Origin of the sequence: Pseudomonas sp. CFBP13528 (assembly GCF_005233615.1) — a bacterium.
GTDB classification, from domain to species: domain Bacteria; phylum Pseudomonadota; class Gammaproteobacteria; order Pseudomonadales; family Pseudomonadaceae; genus Aquipseudomonas; species Aquipseudomonas fluorescens_AM.
On record NZ_QGAJ01000021.1, the window covers coordinates 48,849 to 64,820 of the forward strand.

Consider the following 15,972-nt stretch of genomic DNA (forward strand, 5'->3'; position numbering starts at 1 on the left):
CTGAATGAACGCGGTGCCTGTGAGTTTTTCGCGAGCAAGCTCGCTCCTACACTGGGCGAGCCGTGCCTCCTATTGGCTGTCCAGTTCATGCAGTTGAACGTGTAGCGCCCGTTCCAGCTCAAGCATGAGCTTCTCCAGGGATTTGATACCCGCCTCGACCACTCGCCGATCGTCGTCGCGCGAGCAGGCTTGCTCCAGGGCTTCGCATTGCCCGGCCAACGCATTGGCTTGAACGATGCGTGCGGCCCCCTTGATCTTGTGGGCTTGTTCGATGATGTCCATGGATGACGCCTTGCGATCCAGTAGCGCGATGAGTGCCTGACGATCATGAACGCTGCTGGTCAGCAGTTCTTCGAGCAACCGTCGACTCAGCTGCGGATCTCCTCCCGTCAGCGCGTCCAGGCACTCCAGGTCCAGCCGCTGGCTCGTGGGTTGCGGTGTGATCTGCGCCAGTTGCCGCTCCAGTATCGTGAGACTGATGGGTTTGAACAGGCAGTCATCCATGCCCGCTTCCACGCAGCGTTGTCTTTCTTCCGGTTGGGCATTGGCGGTAAACCCCAGTACCACGCAGGGTGCCAACTGTTCGCGTTGCTCGTATTCACGAATGGAACGGCTTAACTCGTAGCCATTCATGATGGGCATGTTGCAGTCGGCGATCACCAGATCGAACTGTTCCTGGCGCCAGGCCTGGAACCCGGCGGCACCGTGCTCGGCGGCGGTGAATTGATGGCCCAGGTAGCCCAGTTGCTGGCACATCAGCAGGCGGTTCGCCGGGTGGTCATCTACCACCAGCACATTGAGTACCGGGGTAGAGGCCGGCCTGGCTGGCGCATGCTTGTCCACGGTCGTGACCGGATGCAGGCGCGGCATTTTCAGGTTGACGTGTACCTGGGTGCCGACCATGGGCACGCTGCTCAGGCTTAACTGGCCGTTCATCATTGCGCAGAGGCTGCGGCAGATCACCAGGCCCAGGCCGGCGCCGCTTCTGGCCAGGTGCCCGGAGTTGTCGGCCTGGGCGAATGGCTCGAACAGGCGCAGTTGGTCGTCGCGGTTGATGCCTATGCCGGTGTCTTCCACGACCAGCTTCAGTTCGACCTGTTCCGGTGTCTGGCTCGGTTGCACCTCCACCTTGATCTTCACCTGTCCATGTTCGGTGAACTTGATGGCGTTGCTCACGAGGTTGGACAGCACTTGCTTGAAGCGCAGCGGGTCTATCAAGACTTCGATGTCGTTCAGGTCGGGCTTGAATTCCAAGAGCAGGCTGAGGGTTTTCTGGCGTGCTAGACCATCGAAGACACGCACCACGGACTCAATCACTTCCCGCAGATTGACGCGCTCCGGCGCCAGGCTCAGACGCCCGGACTCAATGCGCGCGATATCGAGAATATCGCCTATCAGCTCCAGTAGATCCTTGGCCGAGTTGTACGCGACTTCTATCGCCGGACGGTCGAGATGCCCCTGGTCGGCGCGCTTGAGCGTCAGTTCCAGCATGCCGATCACGGCGTTCATCGGCGTGCGGATCTCGTGGCTCATGGTGGCAAGGAAAGTGCTTTTGGCACGGTTGGCCTCATCGGCGCGTTCTTTGGCAGCACGCAGCTCATCAAACAACTGGCGCCGTTCACTGATGTCGATCCAGCCGCCAATGATGCCCTGGACTTCGCCGATGGAATCGCGGTAGGGCAGGATCCAGTGGTAGATCGTCAGCTTCCTCTCATAGATATGCAGCGAACGGTCCAGGATCAATGGCGTGCCCTCAGCCACCACCCGCAGGTAATCGGCATGGTACTGCGCTGCTTCGGGCGCCAGGGCCATGCTCATCTGGGTCACGCTTTTGCCGATGACATCCTCTCGCTTGACGTCGAATGTCTGCAGGTAGCTGTCATTGCAGGTTTGCAGCAAGCCGTTACGATCGCGTACATAGATGGGGTGTGGCGTTTCGTTGACCAGCGCGCGCATGAACTCGAACTGATCGTTGAGGGCGCGCTCGGCCATTTTTCGTTGCCTGATCTGGCGGCGCATGTAGGCGTTCCAGGTCAGCGAAACCAGGAGCAACAACCCGGTACCGATGACGATCCTGGCAATCAGTTGGTTGTAATTGCGCCAATAGCTGTCGGACTCGACGGTGTAGCCGCGCCAGCGACTGTTGATCACGCCCATTTCATCCGGGGCGATACTGAGCAGCGCTTTGTCGAGGATCGAGCTCAATTCGGTGGCATGGCGTGATGTGGCCAGGGCGAACGTTGCCGGGCTGGTGCCGATGGTGGTAGTGATCTGCAGCTTGTCCTGGAAAACTTTCGAGGACAGGAAATAGTTGGCGATCAACAGCGTGTTCACGGCGCCGTCCACTTGCCCTTGTGCGAGCAACTCGGATGCCCTGAAGGTATCGCCGGTTTCCACCAGTTGAATCCGGGGATAGTCCTTGCGCAAAGTATCGACCAGCGGGGTACCTTGGGTCACCGCCAGGCGCTTGCCCGTCATCTGCTCCAGGTTCAAGGGCGCTCCAGGCTCTTTGCGGGTCAGCAGCACATAGGAGTTTTCCAGGTACGGGCGGCTGAAACTCAACTGCGCCTCCCGTTGGTTACTCGGTACGATGGCCCCGATCATGTCGACCTTCTGTGTGGCGACCTGCTCGATCATAGCGTCGACCTCACGCCCACGCTGAACCGCGAAACGCAAGCCGGTACGCAAGCGAATGAGTTCAAGAAGGTCGGCGGTGATACCGCGAAAGTTGCCTTCGGCGTCGAAGAAGGTGAGGGGGGCAAAGGTTTCGTTGACGATGACCTTCACCACCGGATTCGCCTTCAACCAGCGTTCTTCGCGCGCGGTCAATTGCAGTTTCTTGTCGGTCAGGAGGATATCGCTGCCGGCGCTCCAACGCTTGGCGATGCTGTCACGTTCGTTGATGGGCACAGCCGCCAGCACCGTGTCGACGATGCTCAAGAGAATGAGGTTGTCGTTGCGCAGGGCAAAGCTGAAACCATAAGCTTCATGCTTGCCGAAATTGGCCATGCGAATGTTCTTGAGGTAGCCCTTGTTAATCATGAAATGGGTGGAAATGGTGTCGCCAAGAAACACATCCGCCTGGTCGAATGCCACGGCATTCAGCGCATTCTGATAAGAGGGATAGGGGCGGATATCCGCCTTGGGGTACAGCTTCTCCACCTCTTCGAGGGGCAGATAATGGTAAACCAGGCTCAAGCGCAACCCTTCCAGGCCATTGCTGAGACTACGGTTTTCTCCTTCGCGAGTGACCAGTACCGGCTGGTCCACGGCATAAGGTGCCGACAGAGTGAGATGGGGGTTTGCGGCCTCGAAGCCATTGGAGGAGCCCAGCAAGTCAATGTCGCCGGCTTCAAGGGCTTGAATGGCGGACAACCGTGAAGGGTAACGAAGAACCTTGACCGGTATGTCGAGCGCCTTGGCCAGCAGACCCGCATAATCTGCCGTGAGGCCCTCGTAGTCGCGTCCACTGGAGGTGAGGTCGAACGGCGGGTAGTCAGGCGCGGCAGTACCCAGTACCAGCTCGCGCTTGTACCGCAGCCACTGGCGCTGGGTCCTGTCCAGTCGAGTGTCCAGTTGAACGGTTCCCGCGCGACTCAATAAGGTGAAATGTTGTGGGGTGATGGAGGAGTCCGCGAGCACGGCAGTGCTGAAGTACAGGCTGGCACTCAATATGAACAAGTAGTCCTTGATACGGCTGGGCATCCGCTTTCTCACACTAGCGCGTTTCGTTTTGCCATCTCGATGAGCTCAACTAAAGATTGGGCTTTTAGTTTTTGCATTAACCGCTTTTTATAGGTGCTGACTGTTTTATTGCTCAGGAACATGCCTTTGGCTATTTCTTTGTTAGTGCGACCTTGTGCAAAAAGTTGCAGGACCATAAGTTCACGGTCGTTAACGGCTTTGAACAGTTCCAATTCCTGGGTGTCTGCACCTTCCGTTCCATTTGCATTCAATGCCTGGCTGGGGAAGTAGTTGTAACCGGATAGTACGGCACGAATAGCGCTCAGCAGTTCGGTCAGGTCGCCTTCCTTGCAGACGTAACCGTCAGCGCCCGAGCGCATGCAGCGCGTGGCAAACAGAGTTGGGCACTGGGCCGTGAGCACCAGGGTTTTCATCGAAGTGTTCATGGCGTTGAATCGGCAGAGTACTTCGAGGCCGTCAAGTTTCGGGATGCTGATATCCAGAATGACCAGGTCGGGCAGGCATTCGCGGACCATTTGTATGGCATCGCATCCGTTATCCGTTTCTCCAACGACTTTGTAGCCTTCATGTTCCAGTAACATTCTGATGGCAAGCCGTATAACGGGGTGGTCGTCGATAATAAAAGCGGTGTTCATAATCAAATTCCATGCAGGTGCAAATAAAGCGGTCACATTAGCTCAGAAGAAGCGGCAGCAGCATGAAGCGGGGGGCGAACAAGTACAAAACAGGAAGTTTCCTACATCAAAAAAGGTATAGGCCTACAAGGTGATAGGTAGTTGTGACACCTGATGTGTGGGTTTTCAGGGTGTCTGGCGTGGCTAACGGTAAAATGAGTTTTACCACGGCGGTCAGGTTATTTTTCGCAGTTGATAAGGTTAAAAGTCTTACTTTGATAGGCGTTAAATCAATATCATTAAACTTTCAAGTTCATCTCTTTTCAACGGTTTTAACAAACAGCCTAGTAGTGGAAGGTTGCGCTGTGCAGCCTGTGTGGTCAGTTTGAGCAATTCCGCCGCTGGTAGTCCGCTCAATAGAATCGCGCTGGTAATAAATTGACCGCGGCTGGCGATTTCCACCAATTCCAGGCCGGGCAGGTCAGGTAGGCATTGGTCGCATAACATCAAGTCGTAACAGAATTCGGACTGAATCATTGTGCGTATGGCCTGCTCCGCATTTTCCACGGGGGTGAGTTGGTCGAAACCGAAGCTTCTCAGCAAGCACTGGGTGGCCAGGAGTTGAAAGGGATGGTCCTCCACCAGAAGAATACGAAGGGGGTGTCTGGGCATAAAGAGCACACAGTAAGTCAAGCATCGATGGGAGCGTAGGAGTTGCTCGTCTGGTCCACGGGGGCGTGCGTGATTATTCCTCGGGAATATGTACGAATTCGATCAGGCCGCTCTGTTCCCGTCGTAGGGCAATTCCTTTAGGGCGCAGAGTGGCTTGATCCAGATGTTACTGAGGACTGGAACGGCCTGTCATTTCCCGTGCCATCTCGGTGGCATAGCTGTCGGTCATGCCAGCGATAAAATCGATCATGCGCAGGAACGAGGCATGCAACGACCACGCGGGGTCGGGCGCGCTGTTGCCCAGCAAGTCGAGAATGCGCCGGTTCTTGAACGATGGCGTACGTCCGCCGTGTTGCTCCAGGGCCGCACCGCAAAACGCGTTCAGCAGAATCTCCAGGGTGGTGTAGGCGCCGATTTCATGCAGGGTCTTGCGCTTGTCCTGGAAGATTTTCTTGCGCGCCATGTCCTTGGCATCCAGTACACAACGCTTTGCCGGACCGTGCATGTGCTCAACCAGATCGCCAGGCAGGGTGCCGGCAAGCAGAGCGTCCTGCTGTTCGACGAAGGCGCGCGCCGCCGCGTTGGTCAGGTGCTCGATAGCCTTGCCACGCAGGATTGCCAGCTTGCGACGGCGGGAGTCTGACGCGCCCAGCTGTCGATACGTCTGCGGCAGGTCATCACCCACCAGGTCGAGCAGCAGTGACTCGACTTCGGCGTACTCCAGCAACTCCATTTCCAGGCCATCTTCCAGATCAATCAACGCATAGCAGATGTCGTCGGCGGCCTCCATCAAGTACACCAGCGGGTGACGGGCCCAGCGTTGTTCCTCCAGTTGAGGCAGGCCGAGTTTTTGCGCGATCTGTTCCAGAATCGGCAGCTCACTCTGGTAGCAGCCGAACTTGTGTTTCTTGTAGCCCAACGAGTCCGCGTGGCGGGCAGTCCAGGGGTACTTGAGGTAGGTGCCCAAGGTGGCATAGGTCAGCCGCGTGCCACCGTCGAATTGGTGATATTCAAGCTGGGTCAGTACACGGAAGCCCTGGGCATTGCCTTCAAAGTTGAGGAAGTCATTGCGCTCGGCGCTGCTCATGTCATCCAGCCAGCCGCGCCCGGCGGCCTGTTGGAACCAGTGGCGAATGGCGTCTTCGCCGGAGTGCCCGAAGGGCGGGTTGCCGATGTCATGGGCCAGGCAGGCCGACTGCACCACCATGCCCAGATCGCTTGGGTCGCACCAGTCGGGCAGGGCTGCGCGCAACGTTTCGCCGACGCGCATGCCAAGGGAGCGCCCCACACAACTGACTTCCAGCGAGTGGGTCAGGCGCGTGTGGATATGGTCGTTGCTTGTAACCGGGTGCACTTGAGTCTTGCGGCCCAGACGACGGAAAGCGCCGGAGAAAATAATGCGGTCATGGTCTTTGTGAAAAGGACTGCGGCCCAGTTCTTCAGGGCTGTGCAGCGGCTTGCCAAGACGTTCGCGAGTCAACAGGGTGGGCCAATCCAAGGCGGGTACGCTCCGTACGGTGAATGACAGTTGCAGCTTCCCGTTTCCATGCTGGCGGGGCAAGCGCAAATGTTGAAGACGATTGTTTCGATAGCGATGACCAGCAGGCACTGACCGCCGTTGCGCACATGGCCCGGCGGTCAGGTCGTGGTGTTGAGCAAGCGGGGCTTATCGTTTGCGCGAAGCGCCTTGCATGGCCAGTTTGATCAGCGGAATCAACCCGGCTCCAAGCCGTACCAGGCGCGTTACGCTGCTGATACTGCCGCCTTTGGCGCCCTTGCCGGTAAAGAACCCCATCAGGGTCACCGCCGCAACGCCCCACAGCGGCGCGTGCTTGATGCCCAGGCTGTCCTGCCAGTTGTGACGCATGTCGCGCACTCTGTGCAGGGGCGCCATGAGTTGCTGGGATTCATGACGGATTTCCTGACGGTGCATTTCCATGCGCAGGCGAATCAACGCCTTGCGCATTTCCCGACGGGACGTGTTTTGCGGTTCAGGCAGGCTCATGGCAACAGGCGCTCCCGATCATTGGCCAATTCTTCGAGGGTGGCATGGAACGGCGTGGACTCATCGAACACCGCCGCTTTCAAGCGTACCCCGCAGAACACTGCGGCCAGGCTGTAGAACACACACAGACAAATGATGCCGGTGAGGCGGTAGCCGGTGTCCCACACCAGGATCATTACCAGTGTCGATAACCCTACCAACAGCAGCAGGGCAAACACCAACGCCAGGCCGGCGAACAGCAGAAGGCTGACGGTACGTGCCTTCTGTTCCTGTAACTCGATGCCGAAGAGTTCGACATGGCTGTGCAATAAGCCGAGCACGGCGGCGCCGAGGCGGCGGGAGGTGGTACCTGCGCCCTTTGACGAGCTGGATTCGTCCATAGCCATGATATTAGCGCCTGGTAGCCAGCAGACCGATCAAAAAGCCTACGCCGGCAGCGATGCCGACGGACTGCCACGGGTTGGCCTGCACGTAGTCTTCCGTCGCGGTGATTGCCGCCTGGCCGCGCTCACGCAGGGAGTCTTCGGTCAACTGCAGGGTTTCGCGAGCCTTGAGCAGGCTTTCATGGATCCTGGTGCGCAGCTCATCAGCCTGGTCACCGGCCAGGACGGCGGTGTCGTCCAGCAACCTTTCGGTATCGGCGACGAGGGTCTGAAAATCCGCCATCAGTATTTCTTGAGCAGTCTTTGCTGATTTACCGGCCATGGTTATCTCCGTGTGGCTGTTCTGTACGTGTGGTTTCGAGTCGCGGGGTTTGCCGAAGGTTCACTGCGATTGTGTGGTACAGCTTTTGCTTTGCCTTGGTGCGCACGCCCTGAGGGCTGCGCTGAATCCGGGCGGTCGAGGCGCAAGCCTTGAAAAACCTTACCCTAATTAACTGAAACTCGTGCAAATACCCTGTCGCGGATCGCCGGTTGTGTCGAGCGCTGCGCTAAAGCGGTTCACGGCCTCTGAAGAAGGCCTGGCGCTTTGGTGCCAATTTAGTGCGAGCAATCGCGGTTTGAACCGCTTTGGTGCTTTTTGCCTTACTGCAGGCCTGCCGACCTCCATGGAAAATTTGCAAAGTGCGGTGGACACGCTTGTCCATAGCTCCAACACACTGTTCATCCTGATTGGCGCGGTCATGGTCCTGGCCATGCACGCCGGGTTTGCCTTCCTGGAAGTCGGCACGGTGCGCCAGAAGAACCAGGTCAACGCATTGTCGAAAATCCTCAGTGACTTCGCGATCTCCACCCTGGCGTATTTCTTTATAGGCTACTGGATCTCCTACGGGGTCAGTTTCATGCAGCCGGCGGCGGTGATCAGTGCGGATCATGGCTACGGCCTGGTGAAATTTTTCTTCCTGCTGACCTTTGCCGCGGCGATCCCGGCGATTATTTCCGGAGGGATTGCCGAGCGTGCGAAATTCGCGCCTCAGCTGTGTGCAACGGCCCTGATTGTGGCGTTCATCTACCCGTTCTTCGAAGGCCTGGTGTGGAATGGCAATTTCGGCCTGCAAGCCTGGCTGCTCGCGACCTTTGGCGCCAGCTTCCATGACTTCGCCGGATCGGTGGTGGTGCATGCCATGGGCGGTTGGCTGGCGCTGGCGGCGGTGTTGTTGCTCGGGCCGCGCAACGGGCGCTACCGCGAAGGGCGGCTGGTGGCGTTTGCTCCCTCAAGCATTCCGTTTCTGGCGCTGGGCTCGTGGATTCTGATCGTGGGCTGGTTCGGCTTTAACGTGATGAGCGCGCAGACCCTCAATGGCGTCAGCGGCCTGGTGGCGGTCAACTCGCTGATGGCGATGGTCGGCGGCACCGTCGCTGCGTTGGTGATCGGTCGCAATGACCCGGGCTTTCTGCACAACGGCCCGCTGGCCGGGCTGGTGGCGGTCTGTGCCGGTTCCGACCTGATGCATCCGGTGGGCGCGCTGGTCACCGGCGTGGTCGCGGGGGGCTTGTTCGTGTGGTGCTTCATGGCCGCCCAGGATCGTTGGAAGATCGATGATGTATTGGGTGTATGGCCGCTGCATGGCCTGTGTGGCGTATGGGGCGGGATTGCCTGCGGCCTCTTCGGGCAGACGGCCCTGGGTGGGCTGGGCGGTGTGAGCCTGATCAGCCAGTTGATCGGCACCGCCCTTGGCGTTGCCGTCGCGCTGATCGGCGGCCTGCTGGTGTACGGGGTGATCAAGCGCGTTTGCGGGCTGCGCCTGAGCCAGGAAGAGGAGTATTACGGTGCGGACCTGTCGATCCACAAGATCGGCGCGGTCAGTCAGGATTGATCCGTGTGCGCCGACCGAGCAGTGTTGGGCTTAGAATGGTGACGTGTTTTTCCATCCGAGAGCCTTTGCCATGCCTGCTGAATGCCAGCTGTTCGGCACCCTGGGTTGCCATCTGTGTGAAATTGCCGAAGCCGAAATCATGCCGCTTGTCGAACGCGGGTTACTCGTGGAGCTGATGGATATCACCGCTCCCGTTGACCTGACGGAGGTCTACGGCCTGCGGATTCCGGTGCTCAGGCGGGTGGATACGGGGGCTGAGCTGGACTGGCCGTTCGACACTGAGCAGGTGGTTGCTTTCCTGCGCTGACGTTTATGCGATGGCGGGTTTCCGAATATTACGTTACTGTATGTTTGTACAGCGATTGAATTGAGGGAACGCCCGTGGTGAATGTCGAACAATTGAAAAGCAGCGTCAATCGCATGTCCGCCGACGTCGTGCGCGATGCGGTGAACGAGCTGCGCCTGGATGGCCTGGTCACGGAAGGCAAGACGCCCTTCAACAAAGTGCATTTCAACACCTGTTTTGCGGAAATCGAAGCGCTGTTCCAGCGTGCCGGTTATCACAAGCAGCTGGATGTCGTGGGCTATCAGGGCCTGCTCTACGCGCTCTATGACCCGGGCCGTTGGGAGGCCGTGGACGTACTGCGCTGGCTCAAGGAGTTTACCGAGGCGGCGAGCGCTTCGCCGGTTTTGCGCGTGCAACTGGCCAAGGCCTGAGATATCTCCTAGGCTCAATCCCGCGCCATGCGGGATAATGCCCGCCTGTTTATTCCAGGCTTTGAGCATCTGCATGTCCACTTCCGGTTTTTCCCCTTCACAGCACCAAGCCAGCACCTTGTACCTGCCGCCTGGACCGTGGGTGACGGTGCTCGATTGCCTGTGCGAGCACTTCCCGGCGATTGCCCGTGAACAATGGCTGGACCGCATTGCCCGTGGGCGGGTGCTGGATAGCAATGGGCAGCCCATCAGGCTGGACCTGGCCTACAAGGAAGGCCTGTGCATCTATTACTTTCGTGAAGTGCCGAACGAGAAAGTGATTCCGGTACAGGAAACCATCCTGTACGCCGATGAGCATCTGGTGGTAGCCGACAAACCGCATTTTCTACCGGTGACCCCCGCGGGCGAGTATGTCGAACAGACGCTGTTGCGCCGTTTGATCCGGCGTCTGGACAACCCCGCCCTGGTGCCCTTGCATCGTATTGACCGGCATACCGCAGGGCTGGTGCTGTTCTCGGCCAATCCCGCCAGCCGCGCGGCTTATCAGCAACTGTTTCCCACGCGGCGTATCGATAAATTCTACGAAGCCATTGCCCCGGCCTTGCCTGGCCTGGCATTTCCCCTGGTGCACAAGAGCCGGCTGGTGGACGGTGAGCCTTTTTTCCGCATGCAGGAAGGCCCCGGTGCCAGCAATACCGAAACGGCGGTGCAGGTGCGCGAAAAGCACGGCGATCTATGGCGCTACGGCCTGTTCCCGGTCACCGGCAAGAAGCACCAGCTGCGTGTGCACATGACTGCGCTCGGGGCGAGTATCTGCAATGACCCGTTCTATCCCGATGTGATCAAGGACGCCGAGGACGATTACGCCAACCCGCTCAAGTTGTTGGCCCAGGGCGTGCGTTTTATCGACCCGATCAGCGGCCAGGAACGCACCTTTGGCAGTGAAATCACCCTGGACTGGTAAGTGCCGGAAACGACAAGGCCCGCGCGAGGCGGGCCTTGTGGGCAAGCGGTAAGGCTTACAAGTCTTTAACGGTGCGAACCTGATCCTTGTTGATGCGGGTGCGCTTGCCGTCAAGCTGTTGGAATTCGTAGAAGCCCGAATCTTCATCAAATTTCGGGGTGTCGACGGCCTGGATTTCGCGACCGTCATTCAGGGTGATCACTGTCGGCGAGGCGCAACCGGCGAGGGTGGCGAGGCCCAGTGCAAGCATGAGAGCGGCGATGGTCCGTTGAGTCATGAGTTTGTCTCCGAGAGAATACTTTTAAAATGCTGACCTTGTGACGTGTGAAACGCCGGCAAAGTTCCTGATGCAAGCCTCATTCTGACACGCCAGGCCTTGTGTGCAACAGGTCCGGTGTATTGAGATTCGCCAGGCGAGGGTCATCGGCCGGGCATTCCAGGCCCACGGCGCCCAGCTGCAGCAGGATTTTACGCGGGCTGCGTTCGCCGGCTTTCCAGGCCCGCTCCACCTGATCCTTCAAGGCGACAGGGATGATGCAGAGCAAGGGTTCCCAGAACTCGCCATGGCGCACCATCACCGGAACCTGCCGGTTGAGTCGTGCGGTCGCACGCAGGTCGGTCAGCAGTCGCGCATCGATTTGCGGCACATCACAGGGCAGTATCAGCAGATGCCCATGACGTGCGGCGAAGAGTCCCGCACGGATACCGGCAAGTGGTCCGGGAAAGTCCGGGCTCTCGTCGCTCACCAGTTGATCGGCATAGGCCGCATACTGCCCATGGTTGCGGTTGCACGAAATGATCAGATCGTCCGTGAGCGGTCGTGCCAGGCGTTGCAGGTGCGCAATCAAGGGCTGGCCGCGCCACTCCAGCAGGCCTTTGTCCTGGCCACCCATGCGCTGGCCACGACCGCCGGCCAACAACAGAATCGAGCAGGGCAGGGGTAAGGATTCAAGGGGCATGAGGGTTCCGCTGCGGCAGGTAAACAGAGGCTTGTGATATAACATCGGGCTGTTCCTTCGACAACCGGACCGTGCCATGAAAGCCAAGGCTGATGCGCCTTTCGTACCTCTGAATATCGCTGTATTGACCGTCAGCGACACCCGCACCCTGGACACCGACACCTCGGGCCAGGTCTTCGTCGACCGCCTGACCGCCGCCGGCCACACCCTGGCCGAGCGTGTGCTGCTCAAGGACGACCTTTACAAAATCCGCGCCCAGGTTGCCCACTGGATCGCCGAAGACGTGGTGCAGGTGGTGTTGATCACCGGCGGCACCGGCTTTACCGGCCGCGACAGCACACCCGAAGCGGTAAGCTGCCTGTTGGACAAGCAGGTCGATGGGTTTGGTGAGCTGTTCCGCCAGATATCCGTGGCCGATATCGGCACCTCCACTGTGCAATCGCGCGCCCTGGCCGGCCTGGCCAACGGCACCCTGGTGTGCTGTCTGCCGGGCTCCACCAACGCCGTGCGCACCGGTTGGGACGGCATCCTGGCCGAACAACTGGACAACCGTCATCGGCCATGCAATTTCGTGCCTCACCTCAAGCAGGCCGAGCCCTGTGAAACCCGTGGATAAGCCCGGCAAAACCGGCGCCTTGATGCCGGTGGAAGCGGCCTTGCAGCGTTTGCTGGGCATGGCCGACGCCGCGCCGATCCTCGAGCGCGAAACAGTACGCCTGGCCGAATGCGATGGCCGCGTACTGGCACAGGACCTGGTCTCCACCCTCGACCTGCCACCCTGGCCCAACAGTGCCATGGATGGCTACGCCCTGCGCGTCGCGGACTGGGCCGGCGCGCCATTGCCGGTCAGCCAACGTATTTTCGCTGGCAATGCGCCCGAGCCGTTGGTGCCCGGCACCTGTGCGCGCATTTTTACGGGTGCTCCGGTGCCTCAGGGTGCGGACTGCGTCGAAATGCAGGAAAACGCGATCATTCACGGCGATGAGCGGGTGGGTTTCAGCGAGCCGTTGCAAGCGGGCCAGAACATCCGTGCGCAAGGCCAGGAAACCACGGTCGGCGAGTTGGTGTTGCCGGCAGGTACGCGTCTGGGCCCGATCGAACTGGGCCTGGCTGCGTCGCTTGGGCGTGATCGCCTGGACGTGGTGCGCCGTGTGCGCGTGGCGGTGCTGTCGACCGGCGATGAGCTGATCGAGCCTGGGTTGCCCCTGGGGCCGGGCCAGATCTACAACAGCAACCGCCGCGTGCTGTGCAGTTGGCTGACGCGCATGGGCTGCGAAGTGATCGATGCCGGCATTCTGCCGGACGACCTGGAACAGACCCGCACACGGTTGGCCGGGTTGGGCAGCGTCGACTTGATCCTGTCCACGGGCGGTGTGTCGGTGGGCGAGGCGGATTTTCTGGGCATTGCCTTGCGTGAAGAGGGCGAGTTGGCGCTGTGGAAACTGGCGATCAAGCCGGGCAAGCCGCTGACCTTCGGGCATTTTCGTGGCGTGCCGGTGATCGGCCTGCCAGGCAATCCCGCGTCGACCCTGGTGACCTTTGCCCTGTTGGCACGGCCTTACCTGCTGCGTCGTCAAGGTGTGGAGGACGTGCAGCCCCTGCGTTTCGAAGTGCCGGCCGGGTTCGTCTGGGCCAAGCCCGGCAACCGTCGCGAGTACCTGCGCGGGCGCATCGAGCAGGGCAAGGCGATCATCTACCACAACCAGAGCTCCGGTGTGCTGCGCAGCGCAGCGTGGGCTGAAGGATTTGTGGAGGTGATGGAAGAGACCACATTAGCCGTCGGCGACCGAGTCAATTTCATTCCCCTGAACGAAGTCCTGAACTGACCTGGATCTGAATGTGGGAGGGGGCTTGCCTAAGGCTTTTTGTAGGAGCGAGCTTGCTCGCGAAAAACTCACAGGCGCTGCGTTCATTCAGAAAGCACGCGTTATCGTTGAGGTTTTTCGCGAGCAAGCTCGCTCCTGCAGACGGCGATGTACGCTTGGCTGGCCGGTAGCTTGTGGATTACTCAGTAATCATCCCCACGCTCAGTGACATCGCGCTCCACCGGTCCCGCATCCGGGTCGTACCCCGCTGGAAACTTGCCCTTCAGCGTCCACGCAAACGCGATGATCTCTGCCACCGTGCGGTACAACTCCTCTGGAATACTGTCCCCCAGTTCCATGCGCGCCAGCAGCTTCACCAACTCGGCATTTTCATAGATGGGCACTTCGTTTTCCCGCGCCAGCTTGAGGATCGCTTCAGCCAGGGCCTCGTCGCCCTTGGCGGTCAGGGTGGGCGCTTGTTGGCCGTCGTACTTGAGGGCAATCGCCTGGCGGGGAGGGGCAGGGTTCTTCATGCGGTTTCATCCACCCAGCGTTGTTCCAGTCCGGTTTTTGGCCCGCGTGGCGGCGTGCCGAGGTGGCAATCCAGGTCGCCAACGTCGAGCCCGGATGCCACCAGGCGCTCGCGCAGGCTGCCCAAGTGATTTTCGATCAGGCTGGCGGTGAAGGCGCGGGTCGCCCACAACTGGCTGGAGAGTTTGCCCTGGGTCAATTGCGCCTGCACCTGCAACGGCCCCAGCGGCTCCATATCGAACGCCAGTTCGACACGCCAGAGCATGTGCCTGGGGTCTTTGCGGTCTTTGCGCTCGGGCTGCTCCTTGTCGGGCGTTGGCTCCTCGCGCTGGAACTTCACCTGCAAAGGGACGATGTCCTGCAGGTTGCGCATCGGAATTTCCAGTTGCCAGGTAGTTTGCAGGCGGCCGTCGGCGGTGGTGCCGGTCTGTTCCAGGCTCGACAGCTGATGGCTCTGCAATCGGGCGATCGCCCCGGCGGCCAGGCGCAGCAGGTTTTCCAGGTCGCTTTCGCCTTCCAGCTTGGCCGTCAGCCGCTCGGGTAGCGGAAAACTGACCGGGGCCTGCCGCGCGCTGACCTGGCCCAGCGTGTTCAGTGGGCTGCGTACAAAATTGGGCAATACCTGGGCCAGCGTGTTGGCCGCAAGAATGGCGTTCAGGTTGGTACTGGCGGGCAGGGCAGGCAATAAGTCCGCGACAAGGCGCAGCAGTGCGCCCTTCATGTCCAGTGGTGGTATCTGGGGATTCTGCCCTGCGAGTAATCTGGCTTCCAGAAAGGCGCCGCTGTTCTGGATCACTTGAGCCAGGACTTTGGGGTTGCTGACCTGTGCCAGGTCGGGCAACGCAGCGAGCAGACGGTCGGCGGCGGCGCGCAGGTCGGCGGACGTGCTGTCGCCACGGGGCAGGTTTTGCAGGGCGGTGAAGACCGCATCCAGTGAGCCCTGGCGACTTTGCTGGGTCGACAGTTGCTGGGTGACCGCCAATTGATCCTTGAGCCCGCTCAGCGGCACAAAATTCAGGGTTTGCGCGTTCTGCACCACAGCGCTGAGCAAACTGCCCACGCGCAGCGGTTGTGGGCTTTCCACCGTCAGTGTCGCGCCGGCCAAGGCGTTATTGAGCACCGTCACCAACGAACGATAGATCGCCGGTTGCGCCGTGCCCTGGGGCAGCATCTGAGTGGTCAGTACCTTGGCTTGCAACAGCGTACCTTCCGGTACCTTGGCGGTATCGATGTGGGTGAGGGCGGCGACGTTCGCACTGAATGCCTGTTGCAGGCTGAGGGCCAGGTTGCCCGCCGGCGTCTGGCTCACCGCCACATTGCTGCCCAAGGGCAAGGGTTGGGCGCTGCTGGCCTGCACCAGCGTCTGGCGGCCGCCGTCCAGGGTCAGCTTGAGCAGCAACTGAAAGGCTTCACCGCCTTGTTTAAGGGCGATGACTTCGGCATTCGCGGTTTTCCCAGGATCGATCAGCCCGATCTGCGGCTCCAGCAGTTTGAGCAGTGCCCCAGGCGCAGGCGCGAGGCTTTGCCCGGCTGCCGGGGTGGGAGGAAGCGTAGGAAGGTTGATCTCGCCGGTCATCGTGTGCATCGTCTCTGGGGAAATTGCTCTCTTTAGCGTAGGGCATCGCATGTTAGCGTAGGGCATCGCATGTATAATGCCGCCCGTCTGCAAAGAGAGCGCTAAAAACCTCACAACTATTTGATCCAGCTCTCTAAAATCGGTCGCCAAAGCCGTTATTGTGCTCC

The 15,972-nt window shown here is 59.8% G+C and carries 17 protein-coding genes; 6 read left to right on the forward strand and 11 right to left on the reverse strand.

Going from position 1 to position 15,972, the window contains the following annotated elements:
- Positions 1-69: 69 nt before the first annotated feature.
- From PspCFBP13528_RS25295 to PspCFBP13528_RS25325, 7 genes are all read right to left on the reverse strand, one after another.
- Positions 70-3,705 carry a transporter substrate-binding domain-containing protein gene (locus PspCFBP13528_RS25295; protein ID WP_137201753.1) on the reverse strand — a complete coding sequence of 1,212 codons (3,636 nt, stop codon included), beginning with the start codon at positions 3,703-3,705 and terminating at the stop codon, positions 70-72.
- An 8-nt stretch (positions 3,706-3,713) separates the two neighbouring features.
- Positions 3,714-4,340 (reverse strand): response regulator transcription factor, encoded by a 627-nt coding sequence (locus PspCFBP13528_RS25300; RefSeq protein ID WP_065949168.1) that lies wholly within the window; start codon positions 4,338-4,340, stop codon positions 3,714-3,716.
- A 264-nt stretch (positions 4,341-4,604) separates the two neighbouring features.
- Positions 4,605-4,991 carry a response regulator gene (locus PspCFBP13528_RS25305; RefSeq protein WP_065949215.1) on the reverse strand — a complete coding sequence of 129 codons (387 nt, stop codon included), beginning with the start codon at positions 4,989-4,991 and terminating at the stop codon, positions 4,605-4,607.
- 166 nt (positions 4,992-5,157) lie between these two features.
- Positions 5,158-6,489 (reverse strand): deoxyguanosinetriphosphate triphosphohydrolase, encoded by a 1,332-nt coding sequence (locus PspCFBP13528_RS25310; RefSeq protein ID WP_137201754.1) that lies wholly within the window; start codon positions 6,487-6,489, stop codon positions 5,158-5,160.
- Between the two features lie 168 nt (positions 6,490-6,657).
- The gene (locus tag PspCFBP13528_RS25315) at positions 6,658-6,996 is read right to left on the reverse strand and encodes a hypothetical protein (protein ID WP_065885162.1); all 339 of its coding nucleotides are present in this window, start codon (positions 6,994-6,996) and stop codon (positions 6,658-6,660) included.
- Positions 6,993-7,382 (reverse strand): phage holin family protein, encoded by a 390-nt coding sequence (locus tag PspCFBP13528_RS25320; protein WP_101220225.1) that lies wholly within the window; start codon positions 7,380-7,382, stop codon positions 6,993-6,995. Before PspCFBP13528_RS25320 ends, PspCFBP13528_RS25315 begins: the two co-directional genes overlap by 4 nt.
- Positions 7,383-7,386: 4 nt before the next feature.
- Positions 7,387-7,701 (reverse strand): YqjD family protein, encoded by a 315-nt coding sequence (locus PspCFBP13528_RS25325; RefSeq protein WP_065885163.1) that lies wholly within the window; start codon positions 7,699-7,701, stop codon positions 7,387-7,389.
- 343 nt (positions 7,702-8,044) lie between these two features.
- Here PspCFBP13528_RS25325 and PspCFBP13528_RS25330 point away from each other — a divergent pair, with 343 nt between their 5' ends.
- The 4 genes from PspCFBP13528_RS25330 (at position 8,045) to PspCFBP13528_RS25345 (ending at position 10,934) form a co-directional block, all read left to right on the forward strand.
- Positions 8,045-9,253, forward strand: a complete 1,209-nt coding sequence (locus PspCFBP13528_RS25330) for an ammonium transporter (protein ID WP_065949164.1) — start codon at positions 8,045-8,047, stop codon at positions 9,251-9,253.
- 70 nt (positions 9,254-9,323) lie between these two features.
- Positions 9,324-9,560, forward strand: coding sequence for a glutaredoxin family protein (locus PspCFBP13528_RS25335; RefSeq protein WP_065949163.1), 237 nt, complete (start codon positions 9,324-9,326; stop codon positions 9,558-9,560).
- A gap of 74 nt (positions 9,561-9,634) precedes the next feature.
- Complete coding sequence (locus PspCFBP13528_RS25340; RefSeq protein WP_065949162.1) at positions 9,635-9,970, forward strand: transcriptional regulator; 336 nt, start codon at positions 9,635-9,637, stop codon at positions 9,968-9,970.
- Positions 9,971-10,043: 73 nt separating this feature from the next.
- Positions 10,044-10,934 carry a pseudouridine synthase gene (locus PspCFBP13528_RS25345; RefSeq protein WP_101220224.1) on the forward strand — a complete coding sequence of 297 codons (891 nt, stop codon included), beginning with the start codon at positions 10,044-10,046 and terminating at the stop codon, positions 10,932-10,934.
- 55 nt (positions 10,935-10,989) lie between these two features.
- Here PspCFBP13528_RS25345 and PspCFBP13528_RS25350 read toward each other — a convergent pair whose 3' ends face one another.
- Positions 10,990-11,211 (reverse strand): YgdI/YgdR family lipoprotein, encoded by a 222-nt coding sequence (locus tag PspCFBP13528_RS25350; RefSeq protein WP_005786486.1) that lies wholly within the window; start codon positions 11,209-11,211, stop codon positions 10,990-10,992.
- Between the two features lie 79 nt (positions 11,212-11,290).
- Complete coding sequence (gene mobA / locus PspCFBP13528_RS25355; RefSeq protein ID WP_065949214.1) at positions 11,291-11,893, reverse strand: molybdenum cofactor guanylyltransferase MobA; 603 nt, start codon at positions 11,891-11,893, stop codon at positions 11,291-11,293.
- Between the two features lie 76 nt (positions 11,894-11,969).
- Here mobA and moaB point away from each other — a divergent pair, with 76 nt between their 5' ends.
- A complete protein-coding gene (gene moaB / locus PspCFBP13528_RS25360) occupies positions 11,970-12,509 on the forward strand; it encodes a molybdenum cofactor biosynthesis protein B (RefSeq protein WP_065949160.1) in 540 nt (179 codons plus the stop codon).
- Positions 12,493-13,719, forward strand: coding sequence for a gephyrin-like molybdotransferase Glp (gene glp, locus PspCFBP13528_RS25365; protein WP_137201755.1), 1,227 nt, complete (start codon positions 12,493-12,495; stop codon positions 13,717-13,719). Before moaB ends, glp begins: the two co-directional genes overlap by 17 nt.
- A gap of 182 nt (positions 13,720-13,901) precedes the next feature.
- On the opposite strand, the gene PspCFBP13528_RS25370 is transcribed toward glp, so the two are convergent.
- Together PspCFBP13528_RS25370 and PspCFBP13528_RS25375 are read right to left on the reverse strand one after the other, a co-directional pair.
- Positions 13,902-14,231, reverse strand: a complete 330-nt coding sequence (locus PspCFBP13528_RS25370; protein ID WP_065949158.1) for an EscU/YscU/HrcU family type III secretion system export apparatus switch protein — start codon at positions 14,229-14,231, stop codon at positions 13,902-13,904.
- Positions 14,228-15,805, reverse strand: a complete 1,578-nt coding sequence (locus tag PspCFBP13528_RS25375) for a flagellar hook-length control protein FliK (RefSeq protein WP_137201756.1) — start codon at positions 15,803-15,805, stop codon at positions 14,228-14,230. Before PspCFBP13528_RS25375 ends, PspCFBP13528_RS25370 begins: the two co-directional genes overlap by 4 nt.
- Positions 15,806-15,972 lie beyond the last annotated feature (167 nt).

Coding starts and splice junctions, on each gene's coding strand:
- PspCFBP13528_RS25375 (WP_137201756.1), bottom strand. CDS start 15,805: ATGACCGGCGAGATCAACCTTCCTACGCTTCCTCCCACCCCGGCAGCC.
- PspCFBP13528_RS25350 (WP_005786486.1), bottom strand. CDS start 11,211: ATGACTCAACGGACCATCGCCGCTCTCATGCTTGCACTGGGCCTCGCC.
- PspCFBP13528_RS25305 (WP_065949215.1), bottom strand. CDS start 4,991: ATGCCCAGACACCCCCTTCGTATTCTTCTGGTGGAGGACCATCCCTTT.
- PspCFBP13528_RS25300 (WP_065949168.1), bottom strand. CDS start 4,340: ATGAACACCGCTTTTATTATCGACGACCACCCCGTTATACGGCTTGCC.
- moaB (WP_065949160.1), top strand. CDS start 11,970: ATGAAAGCCAAGGCTGATGCGCCTTTCGTACCTCTGAATATCGCTGTA.
- PspCFBP13528_RS25345 (WP_101220224.1), top strand. CDS start 10,044: ATGTCCACTTCCGGTTTTTCCCCTTCACAGCACCAAGCCAGCACCTTG.
- PspCFBP13528_RS25370 (WP_065949158.1), bottom strand. CDS start 14,231: ATGAAGAACCCTGCCCCTCCCCGCCAGGCGATTGCCCTCAAGTACGAC.
- PspCFBP13528_RS25295 (WP_137201753.1), bottom strand. CDS start 3,705: ATGCCCAGCCGTATCAAGGACTACTTGTTCATATTGAGTGCCAGCCTG.
- PspCFBP13528_RS25335 (WP_065949163.1), top strand. CDS start 9,324: ATGCCTGCTGAATGCCAGCTGTTCGGCACCCTGGGTTGCCATCTGTGT.
- mobA (WP_065949214.1), bottom strand. CDS start 11,893: ATGCCCCTTGAATCCTTACCCCTGCCCTGCTCGATTCTGTTGTTGGCC.
- PspCFBP13528_RS25330 (WP_065949164.1), top strand. CDS start 8,045: ATGGAAAATTTGCAAAGTGCGGTGGACACGCTTGTCCATAGCTCCAAC.
- PspCFBP13528_RS25325 (WP_065885163.1), bottom strand. CDS start 7,701: ATGGCCGGTAAATCAGCAAAGACTGCTCAAGAAATACTGATGGCGGAT.
- PspCFBP13528_RS25320 (WP_101220225.1), bottom strand. CDS start 7,382: ATGGCTATGGACGAATCCAGCTCGTCAAAGGGCGCAGGTACCACCTCC.
- PspCFBP13528_RS25315 (WP_065885162.1), bottom strand. CDS start 6,996: ATGAGCCTGCCTGAACCGCAAAACACGTCCCGTCGGGAAATGCGCAAG.